General features: G+C 66.0%; 23 protein-coding genes. 8 read left to right on the forward strand and 15 right to left on the reverse strand.

What is annotated here, in order from left to right; genetic code table 11:
• Positions 1-81 precede the first annotated feature (81 nt).
• The 3 genes from ACQR1B_RS19015 (at position 82) to ACQR1B_RS19025 (ending at position 1,682) form a co-directional block, all read left to right on the forward strand.
• Positions 82-780, forward strand: coding sequence for a pirin family protein (locus ACQR1B_RS19015; protein WP_434836043.1), 699 nt, complete (start codon positions 82-84; stop codon positions 778-780).
• Positions 781-855: 75 nt separating this feature from the next.
• Positions 856-1,455, forward strand: a complete 600-nt coding sequence (gene wrbA, locus ACQR1B_RS19020; RefSeq protein WP_434836042.1) for an NAD(P)H:quinone oxidoreductase — start codon at positions 856-858, stop codon at positions 1,453-1,455.
• Positions 1,456-1,532: 77 nt separating this feature from the next.
• A complete protein-coding gene (locus ACQR1B_RS19025) occupies positions 1,533-1,682 on the forward strand; it encodes a hypothetical protein (protein WP_434836041.1) in 150 nt (49 codons plus the stop codon).
• Here ACQR1B_RS19025 and ACQR1B_RS19030 read toward each other — a convergent pair.
• The 9 genes from ACQR1B_RS19030 to ACQR1B_RS19070 all read right to left on the reverse strand — a co-directional run bounded on the left by ACQR1B_RS19030 (position 1,669) and on the right by ACQR1B_RS19070 (position 12,962).
• Complete coding sequence (locus tag ACQR1B_RS19030) at positions 1,669-2,268, reverse strand: 3-keto-disaccharide hydrolase (RefSeq protein ID WP_434836040.1); 600 nt, start codon at positions 2,266-2,268, stop codon at positions 1,669-1,671. The two genes, ACQR1B_RS19025 and ACQR1B_RS19030, sit on opposite strands and share 14 nt — an antisense overlap.
• Positions 2,269-2,368: 100 nt before the next feature.
• Positions 2,369-3,229, reverse strand: a complete 861-nt coding sequence (locus ACQR1B_RS19035) for a D-amino-acid transaminase (RefSeq protein ID WP_434836039.1) — start codon at positions 3,227-3,229, stop codon at positions 2,369-2,371.
• A 239-nt stretch (positions 3,230-3,468) separates the two neighbouring features.
• Positions 3,469-4,200 (reverse strand): amino acid ABC transporter ATP-binding protein, encoded by a 732-nt coding sequence (locus ACQR1B_RS19040; RefSeq protein ID WP_434836038.1) that lies wholly within the window; start codon positions 4,198-4,200, stop codon positions 3,469-3,471.
• 205 nt (positions 4,201-4,405) lie between these two features.
• Complete coding sequence (locus ACQR1B_RS19045; protein WP_434836037.1) at positions 4,406-5,098, reverse strand: amino acid ABC transporter permease; 693 nt, start codon at positions 5,096-5,098, stop codon at positions 4,406-4,408.
• Position 5,099: 1 nt separating this feature from the next.
• Positions 5,100-5,831 carry an amino acid ABC transporter permease gene (locus ACQR1B_RS19050; protein WP_434836036.1) on the reverse strand — a complete coding sequence of 244 codons (732 nt, stop codon included), beginning with the start codon at positions 5,829-5,831 and terminating at the stop codon, positions 5,100-5,102.
• Positions 5,832-6,135: 304 nt separating this feature from the next.
• Positions 6,136-7,050 carry an amino acid ABC transporter substrate-binding protein gene (locus ACQR1B_RS19055; protein ID WP_434836035.1) on the reverse strand — a complete coding sequence of 305 codons (915 nt, stop codon included), beginning with the start codon at positions 7,048-7,050 and terminating at the stop codon, positions 6,136-6,138.
• A gap of 569 nt (positions 7,051-7,619) precedes the next feature.
• Complete coding sequence (locus ACQR1B_RS19060) at positions 7,620-9,002, reverse strand: M20 family metallopeptidase (RefSeq protein WP_434836034.1); 1,383 nt, start codon at positions 9,000-9,002, stop codon at positions 7,620-7,622.
• Between the two features lie 957 nt (positions 9,003-9,959).
• The gene (locus ACQR1B_RS19065) at positions 9,960-11,624 is read right to left on the reverse strand and encodes a thiamine pyrophosphate-binding protein (RefSeq protein WP_434836033.1); all 1,665 of its coding nucleotides are present in this window, start codon (positions 11,622-11,624) and stop codon (positions 9,960-9,962) included.
• Between the two features lie 213 nt (positions 11,625-11,837).
• Positions 11,838-12,962, reverse strand: coding sequence for an alkene reductase (locus ACQR1B_RS19070; RefSeq protein WP_434836032.1), 1,125 nt, complete (start codon positions 12,960-12,962; stop codon positions 11,838-11,840).
• Between the two features lie 100 nt (positions 12,963-13,062).
• On the opposite strand from ACQR1B_RS19070, the gene ACQR1B_RS19075 reads away from it, so the two are divergent.
• The 3 genes from ACQR1B_RS19075 to ACQR1B_RS19085 all read left to right on the forward strand — a co-directional run bounded on the left by ACQR1B_RS19075 (position 13,063) and on the right by ACQR1B_RS19085 (position 14,708).
• Positions 13,063-13,452, forward strand: a complete 390-nt coding sequence (locus tag ACQR1B_RS19075; protein ID WP_434836031.1) for a winged helix-turn-helix domain-containing protein — start codon at positions 13,063-13,065, stop codon at positions 13,450-13,452.
• 144 nt (positions 13,453-13,596) lie between these two features.
• Positions 13,597-14,451 (forward strand): SDR family NAD(P)-dependent oxidoreductase, encoded by an 855-nt coding sequence (locus ACQR1B_RS19080; protein WP_434836030.1) that lies wholly within the window; start codon positions 13,597-13,599, stop codon positions 14,449-14,451.
• A gap of 92 nt (positions 14,452-14,543) precedes the next feature.
• Positions 14,544-14,708, forward strand: coding sequence for a hypothetical protein (locus ACQR1B_RS19085; protein ID WP_434836029.1), 165 nt, complete (start codon positions 14,544-14,546; stop codon positions 14,706-14,708).
• Positions 14,709-14,783: 75 nt separating this feature from the next.
• On the opposite strand, the gene ACQR1B_RS19090 is transcribed toward ACQR1B_RS19085, so the two are convergent.
• Positions 14,784-14,936, reverse strand: coding sequence for a hypothetical protein (locus ACQR1B_RS19090; RefSeq protein ID WP_434836028.1), 153 nt, complete (start codon positions 14,934-14,936; stop codon positions 14,784-14,786).
• Between the two features lie 87 nt (positions 14,937-15,023).
• Here ACQR1B_RS19090 and ACQR1B_RS19095 point away from each other — a divergent pair, with 87 nt between their 5' ends.
• Positions 15,024-16,427, forward strand: a complete 1,404-nt coding sequence (locus ACQR1B_RS19095) for a hypothetical protein (RefSeq protein ID WP_434836027.1) — start codon at positions 15,024-15,026, stop codon at positions 16,425-16,427.
• On the opposite strand, the gene ACQR1B_RS19100 is transcribed toward ACQR1B_RS19095, so the two are convergent.
• The 4 genes from ACQR1B_RS19100 to ACQR1B_RS19115 form a co-directional block, all read right to left on the reverse strand.
• A complete protein-coding gene (locus ACQR1B_RS19100; RefSeq protein WP_434836112.1) occupies positions 16,412-17,623 on the reverse strand; it encodes a hypothetical protein in 1,212 nt (403 codons plus the stop codon). The genes ACQR1B_RS19095 and ACQR1B_RS19100 overlap by 16 nt on opposite strands.
• Complete coding sequence (locus tag ACQR1B_RS19105) at positions 17,623-18,624, reverse strand: hypothetical protein (protein ID WP_434836026.1); 1,002 nt, start codon at positions 18,622-18,624, stop codon at positions 17,623-17,625. The genes ACQR1B_RS19100 and ACQR1B_RS19105 overlap by 1 nt, the downstream gene beginning before the upstream one ends.
• 649 nt (positions 18,625-19,273) lie before the next feature.
• Positions 19,274-19,549 (reverse strand): YiaA/YiaB family inner membrane protein, encoded by a 276-nt coding sequence (locus tag ACQR1B_RS19110; protein WP_434836025.1) that lies wholly within the window; start codon positions 19,547-19,549, stop codon positions 19,274-19,276.
• A 78-nt stretch (positions 19,550-19,627) separates the two neighbouring features.
• The gene (locus tag ACQR1B_RS19115) at positions 19,628-20,326 is read right to left on the reverse strand and encodes a PspA/IM30 family protein (protein ID WP_434836024.1); all 699 of its coding nucleotides are present in this window, start codon (positions 20,324-20,326) and stop codon (positions 19,628-19,630) included.
• 103 nt (positions 20,327-20,429) lie between these two features.
• Between ACQR1B_RS19115 and ACQR1B_RS19120 the strand changes: the two genes are divergently transcribed.
• A complete protein-coding gene (locus ACQR1B_RS19120; RefSeq protein ID WP_434836023.1) occupies positions 20,430-21,050 on the forward strand; it encodes a TetR/AcrR family transcriptional regulator in 621 nt (206 codons plus the stop codon).
• On the opposite strand, the gene ACQR1B_RS19125 is transcribed toward ACQR1B_RS19120, so the two are convergent.
• Positions 21,019-21,726: a hypothetical protein gene (locus ACQR1B_RS19125; protein WP_434836022.1), complete on the reverse strand. Its 708-nt coding sequence runs from the start codon at positions 21,724-21,726 to the stop codon at positions 21,019-21,021. The two genes, ACQR1B_RS19120 and ACQR1B_RS19125, sit on opposite strands and share 32 nt — an antisense overlap.
• Between the last annotated feature and the right edge of the window lie 14 nt (positions 21,727-21,740).

Genomic DNA, 21,740 nt, shown 5'->3' on the forward strand with positions numbered 1-21,740 from the left:
ATACCCTGGCAATCCCCCTATTCCAATGCCGAACAGCGCGGCGGGTGACGGCCGACCGTCGCAATCTGAAGGAGCAGACCCATGATCGAATTGAAGCCCTTTGCGGCGCTGGGCGGCGCCGACCACGGCTGGCTGAAGGCCAAGCACCATTTCTCGTTCGCGAGCTATTACGATCCGAAGAACATGGGCCACGGCGCCCTGCGGGTGTGGAACGACGACGAGATCGCGCCGAATACCGGCTTTCCCGCCCATCCGCATCGCGACATGGAGATCATCACCTATGTCCGCGAGGGCGCGATCACCCATCAGGACAGCCTCGGCAACAAGGGCCGGACCGAAGCCGGCGACGTCCAGGTGATGAGCGCCGGCAGCGGCATCCGCCACTCCGAATACAATCTCGAGCCGACCACGACGCGGATCTTCCAGATCTGGATCGAGCCCGCCACCGAGGGCGGCCAGCCGACCTGGGGCGCCAAGCCGTTCCCGAAGTCGGACCGCTCCGGCAAGCTGGTGACGCTGGCCTCGGGCTTCGCAGATGACGGCGACGCGCTGCCGATCCGCGCCAAGGCGCGCGTCCTCGGCACCACGCTCAAGGCCGGTGAGACCGCCGAGTACAGCGCCGACAAGGCCCGCCATCTCTATCTTGTGCCTGCCGCCGGCAGCGTCGAGGTCAACGGCGTCCGTATCAACGCCCGCGACGGCGCGGCCATCCGCGACGAGGCCACGCTCAAGATCACCGCGCTCGAGGATTCCGAGCTGGTGCTGGTCGACGCTGCCTGACCCTCTCACGCGATCCCGGCCAGCCATCCGGCCGGGACGCTCTTCCCGATCACTCGCATCACCACGGAGACTACAATGACCAAGGTTCTCGTTCTCTACTACTCCGCCTACGGCCACATCGAAGCGATGGCCAACGCGGTCGCCGAAGGCGCCCGCGAAGCCGGCGCCACCGTGGATATCAAGCGGGTGCCGGAGCTGGTGCCGGCCGATGTCGCCAAGGCCTCCTACTACAAGCTCGACCAGGCCGCCCCGATCGCCAAGATCGAGGAACTCGCCGACTACGACGCGATCATCGTCGGCACCGGCACCCGCTTCGGCCGCATGGCCTCGCAGATGGCCAACTTCCTCGACCAGGCTGGCGGCCTCTGGGCCAAGGGCGCGCTGAACGGCAAGGTCGGCGGCGCCTTCACCTCGACCGCGACCCAGCATGGCGGCCAGGAAGTGACGCTGTTCTCGATCATCACCAACCTGCTGCATTTCGGCATGACCATCGTCGGCCTCAACTACGGCTTCGCCGGCCAGATGAAGCTCGACGAGGTCACCGGCGGCTCGCCCTATGGCGCGACCACCATCACCGGTGGCGACGGCAGCCGGCAGCCGAGCGAGAACGAGCTGGCGGGAGCGCGCTATCAGGGGCGCGTGATCGCTGAGACCGCCAAGAAGCTGCATGGCTGATGCGATCGGGGCGGCACTTCTGAAAACGAAGTGCCGCCCCATTTCGCAAACATTGGAAAGATGTCGAGGAGTCCGCAATGCCCGCCATGCTTGAACTGGTGACGCTGGCCCGGCTGGCCCGCCATCCCCTGCAGATGATGGCGCGCCATTGGTACTGCAAGGGCCTCTATCGTGCGAGCCGCGGCCAGCGCCGCTGTCCGGAATGCACGGCCGCTACAGCGGCTTGATCTGCACCTTCTTGAATTTCACGATACCAGAGCCGTACTGCAGGGCGATCGGTCCCGCCGCGTGCTTGCTGTCATCGACATCGGCGGTCTTCTCGCCGTTGAGGATCACGGTCAGCCGCGTGCCCTTGGCGGTGATCTCGTAGGTGTTCCACTTGCCACCCGCCTTCGGCATCGGGTCGACCTTCGACACGTCGACGATCGCGCCGGTGCCATATTTCGGATCGGGGCGCTTGTCGAAGATGTTGACCTCGTAGCAGATGTTCGAGTCGATCTTCTCCGCTTGGTCGCAGCGGATGAAGATGCCGCTGTTGGCGGCGTCGTCGACCCAGAACTCGGCCTTGATCTGGAAATCCTTGTAGCTGGTCTTGGTGACCAGATAGGACGGATCCTTGCCGTCGAGCTTGTCGGCCATCAAGGTACCGTCCTTGGCCTCCCAATTGGCCTTACCAACCTCGGTGAACTCGACCTTCTTGTCGCCGTCGACCAGGGTCACCCAGCCGTCATCGGCCGACGCCGTCCTAATCATCGTCAACGCCGCGCCCGTCATCATCAATCCAGCCGCGAGCACGCCCCAGCGATATCGCATCGAAACTCCTCCCTGCAGTTTTCGTGTTGCTCCGCCACGATAGCAAAGCGCCGGAGAATGCAAACGAGTTTCGATGCTGCACCTGCTCTCTCTCGCCGAACTACACCGCCGTGGCGCGCGCAAAATCGACATAGATCTCGCGCAGCCGCGTCGCCACCGGCCCCACCTTGCCGCCGCCGACCGGCTTGCCGTCGATCGTGACCACCGGCTGCACGAACGAGCTCGCGCTGGTGATGAACGCCTCCTTGGCCGCGAGCGCTTCGTCGACGGTGAACAGCCGTTCCTCGACCTTGAGCTGGCGCTCCTCGGCGAGCTTCACCACCGCCTTGCGGGTGCAGCCCGGCAGGATCGCGGTCGAGTTCGGCCTGGTGACGATGACGTCGTCCTGGGTCAGGATGAAGGTCGACGACGAGCCGCCTTCGGTGACATGGCCGTCCTCGACCATCCAGGCCTCGCCCGCGCCGGCCGCGGCCGCCGCCTGCTTGGCCAGCACCTGCGCCAACAGCGCGACGCTCTTGATGTCGCGCCGCGCCCAGCGGATGTCGGGGACCGTGATCACGCCGATGCCCGTCTTCGCGGAGGGCGCGTCGACGATGTTTTTCGACGTGACGAACATCACCAGCGTCGGCTTGACGTCGCCTTTCGGAAACGGGAAGTCGCGGCCCTTGTCGGCGCCGCGCGTGACCTGCAGATAGACCATGCCTTGGTCGAGCATGTTGCGGGCGACCAGTTCCTTCTGCAGCTCCTCGATACGGGCGAGGCTTTCCGGCAGCGCCAGGCCGATCTCGCCGACCGAGCGCTCCAGACGGGCAAGGTGCGGGGCACTGTCGACCAGCTTGCCGTCGAGCACGGCGGCCACCTCATAGATGCCGTCCGCGAACAGAAAGCCGCGGTCGAGCACCGAGACGTTGGCCTCGGACAGAGGCACGAAGGCGCCGTTGACGTAAGCGATGGGGTCCAAGGACATGTCTCCTAGTCGTTCGCGTTCGAACTATGAATTGTCGGATATCGGGCCAAAAGAGCATATGCCAATGAATTACTCGTCATGCCCGGGCTTGTCCCGGGCATCCACGTCGCTCCTCCGGGCCGGTCGACGTGGATGGCCGGGACAAGCCCGGCCATGACGACGCGGAGAGACGTGGGCACGAATTCCATACACTTATGCGGCAACAGAGCCACGGCCCGCAAACAACAACTCCCTCAATGCGACAGGATCTTCGACAGGAACTGCTGCGCGCGTTCGCTGCGGGGCTGGCCGAAGAAATCCTCCTTCTTGGCGTCCTCGACGATCTCGCCGCGGTCCATGAAGATGACGCGGTGGGCGACCTTGCGGGCGAAGCCCATCTCGTGGGTCACGACCATCATGGTCATGCCCTCGCGGGCGAGATCGACCATGACGTCGAGCACCTCGCTGATCATCTCCGGATCCAGCGCGGAGGTCGGCTCGTCGAACAGCATCGCGATCGGGTCCATGGCGAGGGCGCGCGCAATCGCGACGCGCTGTTGCTGGCCGCCGGAGAGTTGCGCCGGAAACTTCTGCGCCTGCTCCTTCAGCCCGACGCGCTCCAGCAGCTTCATGCCCTTGGCGGTCGCTTCCTCCTGGCCGCGCCCCAGCACCTTCTGCTGCGCGAGGCAGAGATTGTCGATGATCTTCAGATGCGGAAACAGCTCGAAATGCTGGAACACCATGCCGACGCGCGAGCGCAGCTTCGGCAGGTTGGTCTTGGGATCGTTGACCTTGAGGCCGTCGATGGTGATCGATCCGTCCTGGAACGGCTCGAGCGCGTTGACGCATTTGATCAGGGTCGACTTGCCGGAGCCGGAGGGGCCGCAGACCACGACGACCTCGCCCTTGGCGACCGAGGTCGTGCAGTCCTTCAGCACCTGGAAGCTCGGGCTGTACCATTTGTTGACGTGGCTGATTTCGATCATGGGAGGTTCGTCGCCTGCTTCAACGAAGACGGTGCGCTCCCTCTCCCCGCTTGCGGGGAGAGGGTCGGGGTGAGTGGGAGTCTCCGCGAGTGGTCTCGTGGAGAGTCCCCCTCACCCGGATTGCATCTTCGATGCAATCCGACCTCTCCCCGCAAGCGAGGAGAGGTGAATGAAGGTGTACTTGTCGGCTTGCTCATCCTGCCCACTATCTGATGATGGAGATGCGCGACTGCAGGCGGCGGACGCCGTAGGACGCGACACAGGAGATGGTGAAGTAGACCAGGGCCGCGAACAGGTACATCTCGACCAGGCGCCCGTCGCGCTGGGCGACCTTCGACGCCGCGCCGAGGAAGTCCGGGATCGACAGCACGTAGACCAGCGAGGTGTCCTGGAACAGCACGATGGTCTGGGTCAGCAGCACCGGCAGCATGTTGCGGAACGCCTGCGGCAGCACGACGTAGCGCATGGTCTGCGCATAGGTCAGGCCGAGCGCCGAGGCCGCAGCCGGCTGCCCGCGTGAGATCGACTGGATGCCCGCACGCATGATCTCGGAGAAATACGCCGCCTCGAACAGGATGAAGGTGATCAGCGACGACGCGAACGCGCCGACCTTGATCGGCCGCGACGAGCCGGTGATCCACTGCCCGATATAGGGGACCAGGAAGTAGAACCAAAAGATCACCAGCACCAGCGGCAGCGAGCGCATGAAGTCGACATAGAGCCCGGCGATCCAGCCCATCACGCGATAACCGGACAACCGCATCAGCGCGATCAGGGTGCCGAACACGAGACCGCCCGTCGCCGACAGCGCGGTCAGGGTCAGCGTGAAGGTCATGCCGTCGATGAACAGGTAGCTCAGCGAGCGGCGGATGACGTCGAAATCGAAATTGGCCAGCATCTCATTTGCCCGTGATGTAGCCAGGGATCGCTACGGCGCGCTCGAGCAGCCGCATGCCGATCACGACGATGACGTTGATGACGAGATACATCAGGGTGGCGGCGCTGAAGGCCTCGAACACCTGGAACGAGAATTCCTGCATCGCGCGCGCAGCACCCGTCAGCTCGATCAGGCCGATGGTGATCGCCACCGCACTGTTCTTGACCGTGTTGAGAAACTCAGAGGTCAAAGGCGGCAGGATGATCCGGAAGGCCATCGGCAGCAGCACGTAGCGATAGGCCTGCAAGGTGGTGAGGCCGAGCGCGGTCGCCGCCATCTTCTGGCCGCGCGGCAGCGAGCCGATGCCGGCCGCCAATTGCACCGCGACACGTGCTGACATGAACAGGCCGATGCCGACAGCCGCGGTATAGAACGGCGCATTCGGCATCTGCTTCAGCCACAGGCCGATGGTGGGCGGCAACAGCTCCGGCAGCACGAAGAACCACAGGAACAGCTGCACCAAGAGCGGCATGTTGCGGAAGAACTCGACATAGGCGAAGCCGACCCAGTTCGCGGGCTTCGACGGCAGGCTGCGCAGGATGCCGACGATCGTGCCGAAGATCAGCGCGATCACCCAGGCCGACAGCGAGGTCACGATCGTGACCTTCAGCCCCGCCAGCAGCATGTCGAAATAGGTGCCGGCCCCGGTCGGGTTCGGCTCCAGAAAGATGTGCCAGTTCCAGGTGTAGTTCACGGGGACATCCAGAAAAGAGTTCGTTTCGGAGCACGGCTGCGATCGAGCTGATCCGATCGGTCCCGTTCATTCAAGCTCAATCCACGATACCAGAGCAATCCTCGGGCCAAGTGTGGCTGGGTTACCTCGAATGGGAGCCAAGCTGTCACCGCGTTGACGGTGGGCTCCCTCGCCCCGCTAGCGGGGAGAGGGTTGGGGTGAGGGGGACTCTCCACGCGCCGCGCTCATGGAGAGTCCCCCTCACCCGGATCGCATCTTCGATGCGATCCGACCTCTCCCCGCGAGCGGGGAGAGGTGAAGGCGATCACGGCTTGTACGAATCCGGATCCGGCGAGTCCGACGGCTTGGCGAATTCGGCCTTCAGTTCGGCGGACAGCGGGGTGTTGAGGTTCAGGCCCTTCGGCGGGATCTTCTGCATGAACCACTTGTCGTACAGCTTGGCGCCCTCGCCGCTGGTGTAGATCTTGGCGGTCGCGGCATCGACGACCTTCTTGAACTGCGGATCGTCCTTGCGCAGCATGATGCCGTAGGGCTCGGGCTTGGAGAACGCGTCCTTGGAGACGACGTAGGCGGCCGGATCCTTCGAGCCGGCGACGAGGCTGGCCAGAAGAATGTCGTCCATCACGAAGGCGACGGCGCGGTCGGTCTCGACCATCAGGAACGCTTCGGCATGATCCTTGGCCGGGATGATGTTGATGCCGAGATTGCGTGCGGCATTGGCCTCGGTCAGCTGCTTGATGTTGGTGGTTCCGGCGGTAGACACCACCGCCTTGCCCTTCAGATCATCGATGGCGTTGATCTTGCTCGTCTTCTTCGAGACGTAGCGGCTCGCGGTCAGGAAGTGGGTGTTGGTGAAGGAGATCTGCTTCTGGCGGTCGGCATTGTTGGTGGTCGAGCCGCATTCCAGATCGATGGTGCCGTTGGCGAGCAGCGGGATGCGCGTCGACGACGTCACCGGGTTGAGCTTGACCTCGAGCTTATCGAGCTTGAGCTCCTTCTTCACCGCATCGACGATGCCCATGCAGATGTCGATGGCGAAGCCGATCGGCTTCTGGTTGTCGTCGAGATAGGAGAACGGAATCGAGGAATCGCGAACGCCGAGCGTGATGGCGCCGGTCTCCTTGATGTTCTTCAGGGTCCCCGTCAGGTCCTCGGCCTGCGCCTGGCCGGCGCAGAGCGCGGCGGCAAAGGCCAGACCAAATAGGCGAAGCTGCTTCATCTGTATCTCCTCAATCCGGCTGAGTGCCGGATGCTTGCATAAACCTGAGCCAAGTCAAAATCATCCCGCCCGGCCTCGGACGATCTCCGGCCGGACGGGCGCGGGCACCATAGACCGCCCCGCGGCGGGAAGTTCTCGGACGCTTGCGACAAATTGCCTGTGCCGCGTACCGTTGGACAAGAGATTCGGCCTGAGAGTGCAGCGCCGAACGTCGGGATGGTAAACTACGAGGGGCGCACGGCTGCGGCGACCCAACGAAAGTCTGAAGCGGGCACCGCATCTGCTCATCAGCTTGCGCTTCGGTTCCCTTTGCTCGCGAGTATATCTCTCGTGAAAGACGAAACTATTGCCACGCTGACGGTGCGCTCCCTCTCCCCGTTCTTCACGGGGGCGCGACGAGCTACGCTCGCGCTGAGAGGGTTGGGGTGAGGGGCAGCCACAGGCACCAGTTGAGCTGAGAGCCCCCCTCACCCGGATTGCATCTGGCGATGCAATCCGGCCTCTCCCCGCACGCGGGCAGAGGCGAGGACCGCCCGCGCGGCCGGGGGTGTGGCTCACAAGGTCCCAACTCACAACGGCTTCCGTAACTCACCCAGATCCCAGAACAGGCCGGCCATCAGGCCTAGCGCCTCTTCCGTGACATCCCGAAGAATGTGCTCGTCCGGCGCATGCTGCGAGCAGCCGGGATAGGAATGCGGCAGCCACATCGTCGGCATCTTGAGTACGTCGGCAAACACGTCGTTCGGCAGCGAGCCGCCGAAGTTCGGCAGCACGGCGGGGGCCTTGCCGGTGCTCATCTTGATGGAGTCCGCCGCCCATTTGATCCACGGGCTGTCGATGTCGGCGCGCGACGCCATGAAACCTTGCGTCATGCTGACCTCGATCATCGGAAGGCCGTGCGCGGCGAGATGCGTCTTCACATCCTCGACGATCGTATCGACCTTGGTGCCGACCACGAAGCGCAGCTGCAGCACGGCGCGGGCGGCGCCGGGAATCGCGTTCGCCGGCTTGTCGATGTTGCCGGAAGAGAGCGCGAGCACCTCCAGCGTGTTCCAGGCAAACAGCCGCTCCGCCGGGGTCAGCCCCTCCTCACCCCAATCGTCCGACAGCGCCGGCTCGTCGGCGGTCGGCTCGACCTTCACGTCGGCGAGGATGGCGCGGATCGCGTTGGTGAGACGCGGCGGCTTCATCGAGTCCAGCTTGATGCGGCCATGGCCGTCGACCAGCGTGGCAATGGCATTGGCGAGGATGGTGGCGGGATTGGCGAGCACGCCGCCCCAATTGCCGGAGTGATTGCCGCCCTCGCGCAGGTTGACGTCGAGATGCAGCCGGATGCCGCCGCGGCAGCCGAGAAAGATGGTGGGACGCGCGGTCGACAGCCGCGGGCCGTCGGAGCCGATGAAGACGTCGGCTTTCAAGGCGTCGCGCTTGAGGTCGGCCACCTTGGCAAGATCCGGCGAGCCGATCTCCTCGCCCATCTCGATGATGAACTTCGCATTGAAGCCGAGCTTGCCGCCGCGCGCCTCGCGCACCGCGCGCAGCGCGGCCATGTTGATGCTGTGCTGGCCCTTGTTGTCGGCGGTGCCGCGGCCATAGAGGCGGTTGCCGGCCGGCGTCACCGCCCAGGGATCGCGGCCGTCGCGCCATTCCCCGGCCATACCGTCGACGGTGTCGCCGTGGCCATAGCTCAGCACCGTCGGCGCGCTGTCGCTCTCATGATAGGTCGCGATCAGGAACGGCGAGCGGCCGCTCGGCGAGGGCACGATCTCGGAGGAGAAACCGAGCGCAGCGAAAGACGGCGTCAGCTCGTTCGTCAGATACGCGGCGAGTTCGTCCTTGCGCTCCGGATTGAGGCTCTCCGTGCGGTAGGCGACGCGGCGGCCGAGTTCGGCGAGAAAGTCACCGCTCGTCAAGGCCTGACGGGCACGGGCGATTGCATCAATCCTGGTCATGGCGCTTTTCCAGTCACAACGAAGGCGGCGTCATATCGGGATCGAGGTCGAAGCGGAAGGGGTCGCTTTGAATTCAGTGCTGATATCAAGCAAGTCCCGGATTTCGGAACTTGGTAGCAGGGATCGATGATATCAGTGTGCCGCAATGCGATTCCGTTCTCGCGGCGCAATCAGCGCCCGAGGTTTCCCGGTGCGGTGCCCTCGTCAAGGCGGAGGGCGCGGGGAATGCCGGGTGAAGGCCTCACCCATGGCCCGCCTGCAGAAAGAATAGCAGGCGGCAGTCACCACAGGTTCAGCCGAACATCCGGCATTCCCCGCGCGACGGTTTTCACGTGTATAGCGCGCTCTCCCCGGTGTCCGGCTTGATAGCCACCGTCGCCAGCGGGATCATCACCCGCAGACTTGACGCCAGCATCGGGGCGCCAGGACCACACGCCTTTACGTCCGCAACACACCGTTCGTCGGCGCAGGTCTCCCCACGCTGCGGCACATCAGCGGCCATCGCTCCCCGCCCCGCGTGTCGTGACGATCGCGCGCAACGCCCCTCCGTGTCGAGGCGGGATTTCGGGAATAGAGCACATATTCGGATATTCGTAAAGTATTTTCTTGCCCGACTGACGATCCGCTGCGGGCCTCGCCCTTCGAGACGCCCGCCTTGGGGCGGGCTCCTCAGGGTGAGGGTGTGGAGGTCATGCAGGGCGACACAGAATGAGATCGAAGCGACGCCTGCACTCCTCTCCATGAGGTTGCTGTGGGAAGCCGGCAACGACTTCATGATCAATGTGCCGCGCCGCGCACGGCGCCAAATCCTCTCCATGAGGACGCCGCCCATGGTCAATCTGCAACTCCGGTCGCGGAGCGCACTCCTCATGGTGAGGAGCGCCGCGCCGCACCCGGCCTGATGCCAGGCGAGACGGCCACGGGCGCGGCGCGTCTCGAACCATGAGGCCCGGCTGCTCAATTCACCGCGTTGCTCACCATTACCTCGATCAGCTTGGCGCCGGGGCGGCGGAACGCTTCAGATAGCGTCGGCTTCAACTGCCGGGGATCGCTGACGCGCAGCGCCTCGCAGCCGAGCGACCGCGCCAGTCCTGCAAAATCAACCGGCGGATCGGCAAAGTCCATGCCGATGTAGTTGTCGTCGCCGTGGAAGGACAACAGCCGCTGCTTGATGATGCGGTAGCCGCCATTGTTGACGATGACGACCGAGAGCGGCAGCTTGTGGTGAACCGCGGTCCACAGCGCCTGGATCGAATACATCGCGCTGCCGTCGCCGGAGTAGCACACCACGGGACGGTCCGGATTGGCGAGGCTGACGCCGACCGAGGCCGGCAGGCCCCAGCCGATGCCGCCGGAGGCGAGGGCGTGATAATTGTAGCGGTCGCGATAGGGCCACAGCGCGGTCATGTAGCGCGCGGATGTGAGGCCCTCGTCGACCAGGATGCCGTGCTCGGGCATGGCCTCGGCCACCTGCAGCGCCAGATAGTCCGGGTCGATTGGCGTCCGCTCGCGCACCGCTTCGATCTGCGTCGTCAACGTCCGGCGCCGCGCGCTCCAGTTCTTCGACGACAGCTCGGCGATGCGCTCCTGCGCGCGGGCCTGCAGGGCCGCACCGCCGAGGTCGCGCAGCAGCGGCGTCAGTTGCTGGAGCGTCTCGCGGACGTCGGCCTTGAGCGCGATCTCGGCGCCGAAATTCTTAGCCAATTCCCAGTCGACCAGACCGATCTGCACGATCGGCAGGCCGTCGGGCAGCGGCAGGGTCTCGCTGTGCACGGACATCCGCAGGGGATCGGCGCCGAGCACGATCAGCAGATCATGCGGCGCCAGCAGGTCGCGCACCTGCTTCTGCGCGCGCGACAGCGAGCCGATATAGCAGGGATGCTCGGAGAGAAAATGCGAGCCATAGGGCGCAGACTGCTGATGCACCGGCGCGCCGAGCGCCGATGCGAAGTCGGCCGCCGCCTGCAGCGCATCGCTCTTGACGATCTCGTCGCCGGTGATGATGACCGGCCGTTGCGCCTTCAGAATGCGCTGGGCGAGCGCCTGCAGCGCGTCGGCGGACGGCCGCACGCGCGCATCGACGCGGGTGGAGCGGCCGAGATCGATGCCAGCCTCGGCATTGAGGATGTCGCCGGGCAGCGAGATGAAGACGGGCCCGGTCGGCGGCGTGGTCGCGACCTTGGCGGCGCGCCTGATGATGCGCGGCAGGTCCTCCAGCCGCGTCACCTCGACCGCCCATTTCACCAGCGGCTCGGCCATGCGGACCAGGGGACCATAGAGCAGCGGCTCCATCAGGCCGTGGCCCTGCTCCTGCTGGCCGGCGGTCAGGATCATCGGCGTGCCCGTGAACTGCGCGTTGTAGAGCGCGCCCATCGCATTGCCGAGGCCGGGCGCGACATGGACGTTGCAGGCGACGAGGCGGCCGGAGGCACGGCTGAAGCCGTCGGCGATCGCCACCACCAGGCTCTCCTGCATCGCCATGACATAGGTGAGATCGGGATGATCCTTCAGCGCATGCATGATCGGCAACTCGGTGGTGCCGGGATTGCCGAACAGATGCGTGATGCCCTCGTCCTTGAGCAGCGCGAGGAAGGCCGAGCGACCGGTCGTGCGGTTTTTCATGATGCGGTTCCTCCGGCGACGCAGTGTTGTTTGTTGTTGCAAGCCCTGACCGCGTCATGGCCGGGCTTGTCCCGGCCATCCACGTCGATCGGCACGCGCGGGAGGACGTGGATGCCCGGGACAAGCCCGGGCATGACGATGGGGAGAGAGACGAGCAAAAAGCGCCAATCGTTGCACGCTGCGCTCCTCGCAATGACGTGGAGAGAGCGAAGGCTACGCCTCGGCTGTCTCCTGATACACGGGATAATCCGTGTAGCCCTTCTCCTCGCCGCCGTAGAAGGTGGGACGATTGTATGGCGTCAGCGGCCAGCCGTGCTGCAGGCGGACGGGCAGGTCCGGATTGGAGATGAAGTAGCGGCCGAAGGCGATGGCGTCGGCGTGGCCGGCCTGAATCGCCGCTTCCGCGGGCTCGCCGGTGAAGCCGCCGGCGCCGATCAGCACGCCCTTCCAGACCGGCCGGAACAGCGCGAGCGCCGACGGCACGTTCTGCCAATTGACATCGGCGCGGCCGGCGCCGGAAGAGCGCGGTTCGATCAGGTGCAGATAGGCGATGCCGAGGCCGTTCAGCGCCTCGATCGCATGGGTGTAGAGCGGCATCGGCTCGGCCTCGCCGGAGCCGTTGGCGATGCCGTAGGGCGACAGCCGGATGCCGACCTTGTCGGCGCCACAGGCATCGATCACCGCCTGCATGACCTCGAGCAGGAAGCGGCAGCGGTTCTCGATGGAGCCGCCGTAGCGGTCGGTGCGCTGGTTGGTGCGGGTCTGCAGGAACTGCTCGATCAGATAGCCGTTCGCGCCGTGCACCTCGACGCCGTCGAAGCCGGCGGCGATCGCATTGCGCGCGGCCTGGCGATAGGCGGCGACGAGGCCGGGGATCTCGTCGGTCTGCAGCGCACGCGGCGTCTCGTAGGCCGCGGCCTTGCCGTCCGCGGTCATCGCCTTGAGATCGTCGCCGATCGCGATCGCCGACGGGGCCACCGGCAGCGCACCGCCGGGCTGGAACGAGGAATGCGAGACGCGGCCGACATGCCAGAGCTGCAGGAAGATCACGCCGCCCTTCGCATGCACGGCATCGACGACATGCTTCCAGCCGGCGATCTGCGCCGCGCTGTAGATGCCGGGCACGTTCGGACTGCCGGTCCCGGTCGGCAGCACCGGCGTCGCCTCGGCGATGACCAGCCCGCCCGGCGTCGCGCGCTGCGCATAGTATTCGACGTTGAGCGGCCGCGGCGCGAGCGTCGCCCGATCGGCGCGCATGCGCGTCAAGGGCGCCATCACGACGCGATGCTTGAGATGATATGGACCGATGGTCAGCGGTGAAAACAGCTCAGGCAGCATTTCGTCCCCAGATGTCGTTGTGATTGTCGGTTGGGATCATCTTGTTCGCAAAACATGATGGTGGCAATGTCCGCCCCACGTCAGTATGAGCAGACCCTCCATGCCGAAAGCGAACGCCCTGCCCTCTCTCAGCCTGCGCATCGATCTCGATGACGGCAGCCGTATCGGGCCGGGCAAGATCGCGCTGCTCGAGCACATCGACCGCCACGGCTCGATCTCGGCCGCGGGCCGCGCCATGGACATGTCGTACAAGCGCGCCTGGGACCTCGTCGACGAGATCAACCGGGTGTGCCGGCAGCCCGCGGTGGCGCGGCAGACCGGCGGCCGGAACGGCGGCGGCGCCGCTCTGACGGCGTTCGGCGAGCAATTGGTCGAACGCTACCGCCGCATCGAGCGCGATGCGGCGAACGCCGTCAGGAAGGACCTCGCCGCGCTGCGCGGCGACATCGAGAAGCCGAAGAAGGCGCGCGGCGCCAAGGCCGCGTCGTAGCCGGATGCGCCGGAGCGCCTCGCCTGCAACCGGACGGAGGCGTCCCGCGTTGCAGCCGAATACCTTGTCATGCGGCCGGCCGATCCTGCGGCCACGCCCAGACGTCATCGATCGATATTTCATCGCCCTGCCGGAGAACCCGCCGTGTCCCACCCTGCCTTGTCCGCCGACCACACCGCCGTCGTCACCGGAGGCGCCTCCGGCATCGGCCTCGCCGCCGCGATGCGCTTCGCCCAACTCGGCATGAACGTCTGCATCGCCGATGTCGACGAGACGCGGCTGCGTGAGGCGGCTGCGACGCTCACCGCTGTCGCCAAGCGTGGCGGGGCCGCGGTCATGACCGCCAAGGTCGATGTCAGCAGCCGCGACAGCGTGGTCGCGCTGGAGCGTGCGGTGCGCGCGCGGTTCGGCGCAATCGACGTGCTGATGAACAATGCCGGCATCCAGCCGGGCAGCAAGATCTTCGGCCCGGAAGACAACTGGCAGCGCATTCTCGGCGTCAATCTGTGGGGCATCATCCACGGCGCGCAGGTGTTCGCAGCCGGCATGATCGCGCAAGAGGGGCCAGCGCTGATCATCAACACCGGCTCCAAGCAGGGCATCACTACGCCGCCGGGCGATCCGGCCTACAACGTGTCGAAGGCCGGCGTGAAGGCGTTCACCGAGGCGCTGCAGCACGAGCTGCGCAACACGCCCGGCTGCAAGGTCACGGCGCATCTGTTCATCCCCGGCTTCGTGTTCACGCCGCTGACCGCCAATGGCCGCGTCGAGAAGCCGGCCGCGGCATGGACGCCGGAGCAGACCGTGGACTTCATGCTGGAGCGTGTGGCGGCCGGCGACTTCTACGTGCTGTGCCCCGACAACGACGTGCCGCGCGCGCTCGACGCGCGGCGCATCCTGTGGGCGGCCGGCGACATCGTCGAGAACCGGCCGCCGCTGTCGCGCTGGCATGCCGACTACGCCGACGCGTTCGCCGCCTTCGTAAAGAAATCGCCATGATCCCGCCACGCCGGCGCAGCGGTCCGTAGCGGCGGGCGATCATCATCGAAGTCCACGGCGCGTCGGATCGTCGCAAGCCGACCGGCGCCGCCATGGCCACGATCACGATCGAACGAATCGTGCCGGTGAAACTTCTTGCGACTCACTTGTTTGCTGCGGGTACGGCGCCGCCGCTGATCATCGACGCCTCGACCGAGCGGCCCGCCGTCAAGCGCCGGGATGTCGCAGCGCTGCGTGCACGCCGCACGACAATCTGACGCAGACGCATTCCACAAACTCTGCGCGAAGCTGCCACGAAGCAAGGCGCAGATGGCCTCATCATCCGCACCCGATCAGCCGCGCCCGCGAAGGTCGGCCGGCACGCGCTGGTGCGCAGCCATGGGAGTCTGTCGGACATGACGCGCCATCACCGTCACCATCACGACAATCACCACCATCACGATCAGCATCATCACGGTCATCATCATCATCACCACCATCATCATCACAATCACTGCCAGCCGGCGCCGCCTCCCACGCCTACGCCGCCGCCGACACCAACACCGCCTGCGCTCGGCTTCGCCGATCTCGGCGTGGTCTTCAACGACGCCACGCGCTTTCTCGAAGGCGGGCTGTGGCGCAACGTGGTCGACGAAGGCGGCCAGGGGCTCGGCAGCGTCTACAACTACACCGGCGATCTCACCGTGATTCAGGACGGGCTGAAGGCGATGGTCGCCGCCGGCCAGTTCACCGGGCAGACCCTCGCCAACGTCAACAAGATCCTCGCCGACATCACCGTCGCGCAGGATGCCGCGATGGCCTCGGTCACCGGCGGCGGCGCGTTCGGCAGCATCGCCGCGGCAGAGACCGCGCTGCGCAACGCGCATCTCGACATTCTCAACGTCGTCAACAACGATCCGAAGCTCGCGGGCCAGGCGACCAATGCCGACGGCGTCACCGGCTTCCTCGAGGCGCCGGCGCTGCTGCCGGAGGGCGTGACGGCGGCGACCGCGGCCAAGGGCACGCTGGCCGAGCTCGGCCTCATCTTCAACGATGCCGCCAACCGCCTGCTCGGCGGCGTCAACGACAGCAATGTCGATATCATCCAGGATGACGTCGACGCGCTGATTGCCGGGCTGAATGCGCTGGTCGCGGCCAACCCGCTGCAGTTCGGCGGCCTCACCGGCGTGCATGCGCTCGCCATCATCGACCAGCTCGCGCTCGTCAACACCCACATCAACGGCGCGGCCGGCAATGTCGACATCGGCCGGGCGCTGAACGACGACTTCCTCGACATCATCGACATCGTCGCCGGCGACACCAACCTCGCCAACATGGCGCAGCAGAACGGTCTCAACGGCTGGACCGGCTTCGGCGACTTCCTCAATGCGACGCCGGCCTATCAGGACAACCAGGCGCAGACCGATTTCTGGGCGATGTTCATCGCGCAGTCGAACGCGCTGGGCCAGGCTGCGATCTCAGCCGTCAATGCTGGCGACGCCGCGGCGATGGCGAAAGTCACCGCCGACCTGATGACGTTCAAGAAGGACGTCACCGATTTCGACGCGGCGCAGGGCGGCATCTTCCAGGCCCGCTTCGACAACGAGCTGCTCGGCGACCAGAGCACGCTCGGCGCCGAGATCGCCAAGATCCTGGAGGGCTTCCAGACCGGCAACAAGGCGCTGGTCGCCGCGGCCGCCGACCAGATGCACCAGAACGCCGCCGATGTCGGCGGCAACAACATCCCGGTCAACGGCGGCGCCTATGATGTCAACGGCACCACGATCGCGCAGGTGCTGGCGACCACCGGCGGCGCCAACAGCAACGCCGATGCCGCCGCCGTGCTGGCGGCGATCACGGCGGCCCCGGATTCCAATGTGATCATGCTGGCGAATGCCGCGCCGGCCTCACAGGACGGCGCCGTTCCCGCGACCGTCGCCATCGAGGGGCCGATCATGGACATGTCGCACCATCAGCATCATCACATGTGGGCGTGATCGGATGCGTCGGGCGCCTGCACCAGCAGGCGCCTGACGAGCGCGAGCGCGGTTTCCGTCGCCTGGTCGGCCGCGATCACGGAGACCGCGAGCACAATCAGATCGACCGGCTCATGCGACAGCACGATCACATGCGTTGCATGACGTGCCGCCATCAGCGCCATCATCCGCTCGACCGCGGGATCGGTCGCAATTAGTCCCCAGGGCGCATCGGCGCGGCGCAGCACGCGCCGTGACGCGAGAAACGTCCGCAGCAGCGGCGGGTCATAGGCCGCGAGCTCAGCCTCGCGACAGCGACGCGCGCTCTCGAAGATCGGCTGCCGCGCCAGCTCGGCGATCAATTCGTCGCGCGTGACGGCGGTGGATGCGCCGATCGAATCCAGCACGCCCGGCTCGCGGGCCTCGAGCACCGCGCGCAGGGCATCGCCCATCAGGCCGATCGTGAGCACGCCGGCCATCGCCACCGCGCAGAAGCGCATCATTTGCGCCGCATCGACATCCGGGGACAGCGCGGCCGCGGCGGCGCCGAGCAGGGCCGCACCTGATATCCGCAACGACGTCAACACCACGCCCTGCCGCTGCGACTCCGCGCTCGCGCCCGCGATCAGGATCGCCGTGACCGCGAGCAGCGCGCCGAGCGCGCCGAGCCGCACCGGCATGTTCGGCGCCAGCACGCGGAAATCGGTGACGATGAAGGGAATGACCATGATGGCGCCGAACGCGACGCGATCGATGGCGCGGTTCTCCCAGGCCAGCAGGCTGCTGCGGTCACGGCGGAGCAGCAGCGACGCGCAGACGGCAAAGCCTGCGAGCTGAAATACCGACAGCATCACCGTGTGGTGATTTTCGAACGCGACCGGACCGAACGCGCCGGCGAGCGCGAGCACGATGCCGCCGATCAGCGCGGCCGCCTTCAGCCGGCGATGCGCGTGCCGGCGCAACAGGCCCTCGGTCACGATCAGCGCGCCGAGCGGGACCAGCGCCGCCGGGATCAGCGAGATGCGGTCGAGCGTGGCGCTGCCCGTCCACCAGGCGATGCCACGCAGCAGGAACAGCGCGGCCACCAGCACGAGCAGAGCAACGAGCCGTGCCGTCAGCGGTCCGTGGGAATCGCGCCGGTGCAGCATCGCCGCAGCGACGGCGAGGCCGATCGCACCGCAGAGATTGACGACGGAATCGGCGACGATGCCGGGCATCATGGTGCGGCCTCGCCGGATGGCCGGCGCGGACGCAAGCTGCCGAACGCTCTGGTGTCGTCGAGCCAATGCACCAGCGGCAGGATCATCCGCTGCAGCGCCAGCACCGCGGATGTCGCCAGCAGCGCCGGCAGCGAGCCCGAGGGGATCGCGCGCAAGAGATAGCGGCGGGCGGCGGCGAGATCGATGCGGCCGAGCTGCAGCAGGTCGTCGCCCCTGGCATAGTCGAGTTCACGCGCGCAAAACCCGTTGTAGAGGTCGTCGCGATGCTTGGGCGCGGCGTCATACGTCTTCTTCAGCGCATCCGAGCCGCCGGTATAGGCATTGGTGATGACGAAGCGCGTCTCGTCGAAGCCGGCGTCGTCGCCGACGCCGAACACCGCGCGATGCGCCCGCATGATGCCGCGCGCAAGCTCGAGATGCGCGAAGCTCGCGCGCGCTTCGGGCTGCGGCGACGGAAAGACGTCGGAGAACGTCTCGCAGACCATGCCGGCCACCGCCGGAACCTGCGTGACGTTGGAGATCCATTTCGGCCGCAGGCCATCGCGGATGAACAGCAGCAAGGTGGTGAGACCATAGAGCACGCCGGACAGGCCCTTGCCGCGCGCCTCGGGATCGACCATCACCAGGCCGAGATGGATCACCTGCTGCGTCTCGCCGTCGCGCGCGACCTGCATCACCGCGAGCGCATTGAAGGCGATCGGCCGGCCGTTCGCGTCCGAGACCAGCGTGATGATGGCGCGCGCGAGCGCCTCGCGAGCCCCCGAGAAGATGCCATACGTCAGGTCGCCCGCGGGCAGCGTCTTGCCGGCGATGGTGCGGAGATCGGCAACCAGCGCGGCCAGCGCCGCATCGTCCAGCGTCGTGCCCGGGCTCTCGACGATGCGCGTGCGCAGGTCGGCATGGGTGCGCAGCGACAGATCCATCGCCTCCTGGCCCAGCGCGGTGAGCCAGAAGCCGAGCGTGTCCCTGATGCGCCTGGCGGCTGCGACGATGCTCATTCCCCTCAATCCGCCCGGCGTATCAGCAAACGGCTCGGTCGCAGAGACATATGCCAGCGCTGGCGTTAATTCGTGACCATGACCAGCGACGAAGTCGCAGTCACGGTAAACGCGCGTTGAAAGACGGCAAGCGGCGGATGCCGCCGCATGCACCGCCTGCTTTCACTCGCCTCATGGCTCGTGGGGCGCCGTCAGCGGCGCTCCTCACCATCAGCCTCCAGCACGTCGCGTTCTGCACCCTCACCTGAACACGCCAACGGCGTAAGGAGGAGAAAGCCGAGACCGTGGCTGCATGTTGGACGATGGCAACGTACTCATGGAGACGGGCAGAGAATTCGCCTCCCTCTCTGTTTTCTATCGTCGAGTCCGACTTTGAACCCTCACCCTGAGGAGACCGCCCCCAAGGCGGTCGTCTCGAAGGGCGAGGCCCCGGTGTGGCCTCATGGTTCGAGACGCGCCGCGGACGGCGACCTTGCCTGGCATTGCCCAGGTCGGCGCGGCGCTCCTCACCATGAGGTTCGGGTTCCGAGATCGGCGCAGCAGGTTGGTCATCAGCAGCGAGTTCATGGAGAGGGGCAAAAGCCGAGGGCGGCGCTGCACACCGGACCATGAACACGCCAGGAGCGTGTTCATGGAGAGAGTTCATAGCTCACGCCGCCTTTGACACTTCCATCAGCAGGCGCTCGGCGCGGGCGTCCTCGATGCGGTTGACGAGCTTGCTGCTCTCGTGGCGGTCGCGCATGGTCTTGGTCAGGGTGACGCAGGTCTGCACCAGCATGACGATGCCCATGGTCAGGTAGCCCTTCATCCAGAGATCGATCGGCATGAAGAACACGCCGAGCGCGACGAGGAAGGCGGACGCGCCGAACGAGGCATAAGTGAAGGTGACGAAAGCGCCGGAGTGAGGCTGGACGTTCTGGTTCATGGTCGGCTCCTATGATGTGGAATGATGGGTTGGATGCGTTGAGATCGGTGGTGACGAAAATCAGTTGGCAGGGGAAGATCAGTTGGTCGGGGCGGTGCGGCCGGCCTTCAGCCGGGCCAGCACGTCATCGGCCGTGGTCTTGATGCGGGGGCCAAAGCCCTGTTCGGCGAGCTTCTCCGCGGTCGTGATCGGGCCGGTCGCGGCGTCGAGCTCCATCAGCGCCTCGTCGGCGGCCTGCGCCTCGATCTGGCGCTCGCGCAGCCGCTTCAGGGTCGCCTCCGCCTCCGGCAGCGTGCATTCGTAGGGACGCGCCGCCTCGATGCCGCCGCGGCGCAGGTTGCGCACGGCTTCCGAGGCGCGGGCGATGCGCCGGCCGCGGTCGAGCTCGGCGATGCGCGCCTCGGCGCCCGACACGTGCTTCTTCAAGCGCGCGATCTCGGTGGCGAACAGCGCCCGCGCCGTCTTGGCCGCATCGCGCTCGGCCTCGAGACCGGCGATCGCCTGCGCCGCCTCGCGGGCCAGATCCTCGCGGCCGCCGTCGAGCGCGGCGGTGGCGCGCACTTCGAGGTCGGCGATCCGCGTCAAGGTGGCCTCGAGCCGCCTGCCCTCCTGCTGGTCCTGCGCGATGGCCAGAGCCAGCGCGCGCTTGCTGCGCTCGACGGCGGCCGCGGCGTCGCGCATCTGCTGATCCAGGATCACCAGCGCGGTCCGATCCTGCAATTCCTCCTCCGCGACGGCCACGGTGCCCCGAAACAGCGTCAGAACGGTCTTGAACATTGTGAACTCCCTGCTATGAGCATCGCTCATGAGCAGTCTTGTAGCGCAAATATGAGCGACGCTCAAGACTTATTTTGAACGCCGCTCAAGATTTTGGTTAGCGATGTCTAAAACCCTGGAACGACGCGCGAAACACCGCGAAGCCCTGATCGAGGCCGCCGAGCGGATGATCAAGGAGAGGGGGTTGGCCGGCCTGAAGACGCGGGATCTCGCCCAGGAGATCGGCGTCGCCAATGGCGCGGTCTACAACCTCGTCGCCGATGTCGACGAACTGGTGCTGATGGTCGGATCACGCACCCTTGCCCGCCTCGACGCCGAGTTGTCGGCGGCCGAGAGCGCCGGCGCCCCCGGTCCCGAGGCGGCGCTGGTGCGCATCGCGATCGCCTATTGCGACTTCGCCGCCCACAATCTGGAGCTTTGGCGCGCGCTGTTCGAACATCGCATGGCGCCGGAGAAGCCGCTGCCGGATTGGGCCGTCGCCGACCAGATGCACCTGTTCCGCCACATCCACCAGCCGCTCGCCGCGCTGTTTCCGCAGCGAACCTTTGACGACATCAGCGTCACCGCGCGCAGCCTGTTCTCGGCCGTGCACGGCATGGTCGCGCTCGGACTCGAGCAGAAGCTGATCGCCGTGCCGCTCGCCGCCCTGCGCCAGCAGATCGCGACCATGGTGCAGGCGATGGTCACGGGACTCAGCGCACGCTCCGACGCCACCGCCCTGTGACAAGGATCGGCGCAGCGCGCGTTCCCCCGCGACAGATGCGAAGCGTAAGACCGGCTGACCTCGCGCGAAGCGGTCGGCGGACTATCAAATGCAATCGTTTGTTCGTCTGCAGAGAAACCTCGTCGAAGGCTCGACTTGAGAGATGTCGCAAAGTCGAGCTGCCGATTGATGTCGCGTGGAAGGCGGCGATGACAGCGCCACGGCAGAGGTCAACTTCACTTCTTTGTTCCAAGATCAATCGCTCGTCATTCAGCCGCAGTTTCATCGGACTCCGGTCAAGATCGGCGAACAGAACAAATAACCGCCTCATTGCACCTTGATAGTAAAATGATCGGCCTTCGCTTGGAGCGCCGATCATGAGAGCCTGTCGGACGACAAGGGCAACGACGCATGTTCCGGCGCCGACATTCGCTGCCTCCCGGCTTTCGGCGAATGGCGCGGCCGCCCAAGAAACTTCAGCCAAGATGGCGTTGCTGGTACCGCCGACCTGACGTCCCTGACCTTGCTCGTGCCGGATCAGGAGATTCAAGTCGAAGGCGGCTCGATCGATGGGATTTGCTGCGACCGCAAGCGTTCCGAAGTTCGTGAGAATGCGTGGACGATGAACGGACTTCGGCAGGTGGATCGTGATCGGTAGCCCCAGCGGACGCGAGGGGATGCGCGCGCGATCGCGCATCGCCTCGTCCGGTT

The sequence above is a fragment of the Bradyrhizobium oligotrophicum genome (assembly GCF_051168495.1).
GTDB classification, from domain to species: domain Bacteria; phylum Pseudomonadota; class Alphaproteobacteria; order Rhizobiales; family Xanthobacteraceae; genus Bradyrhizobium; species Bradyrhizobium oligotrophicum_A.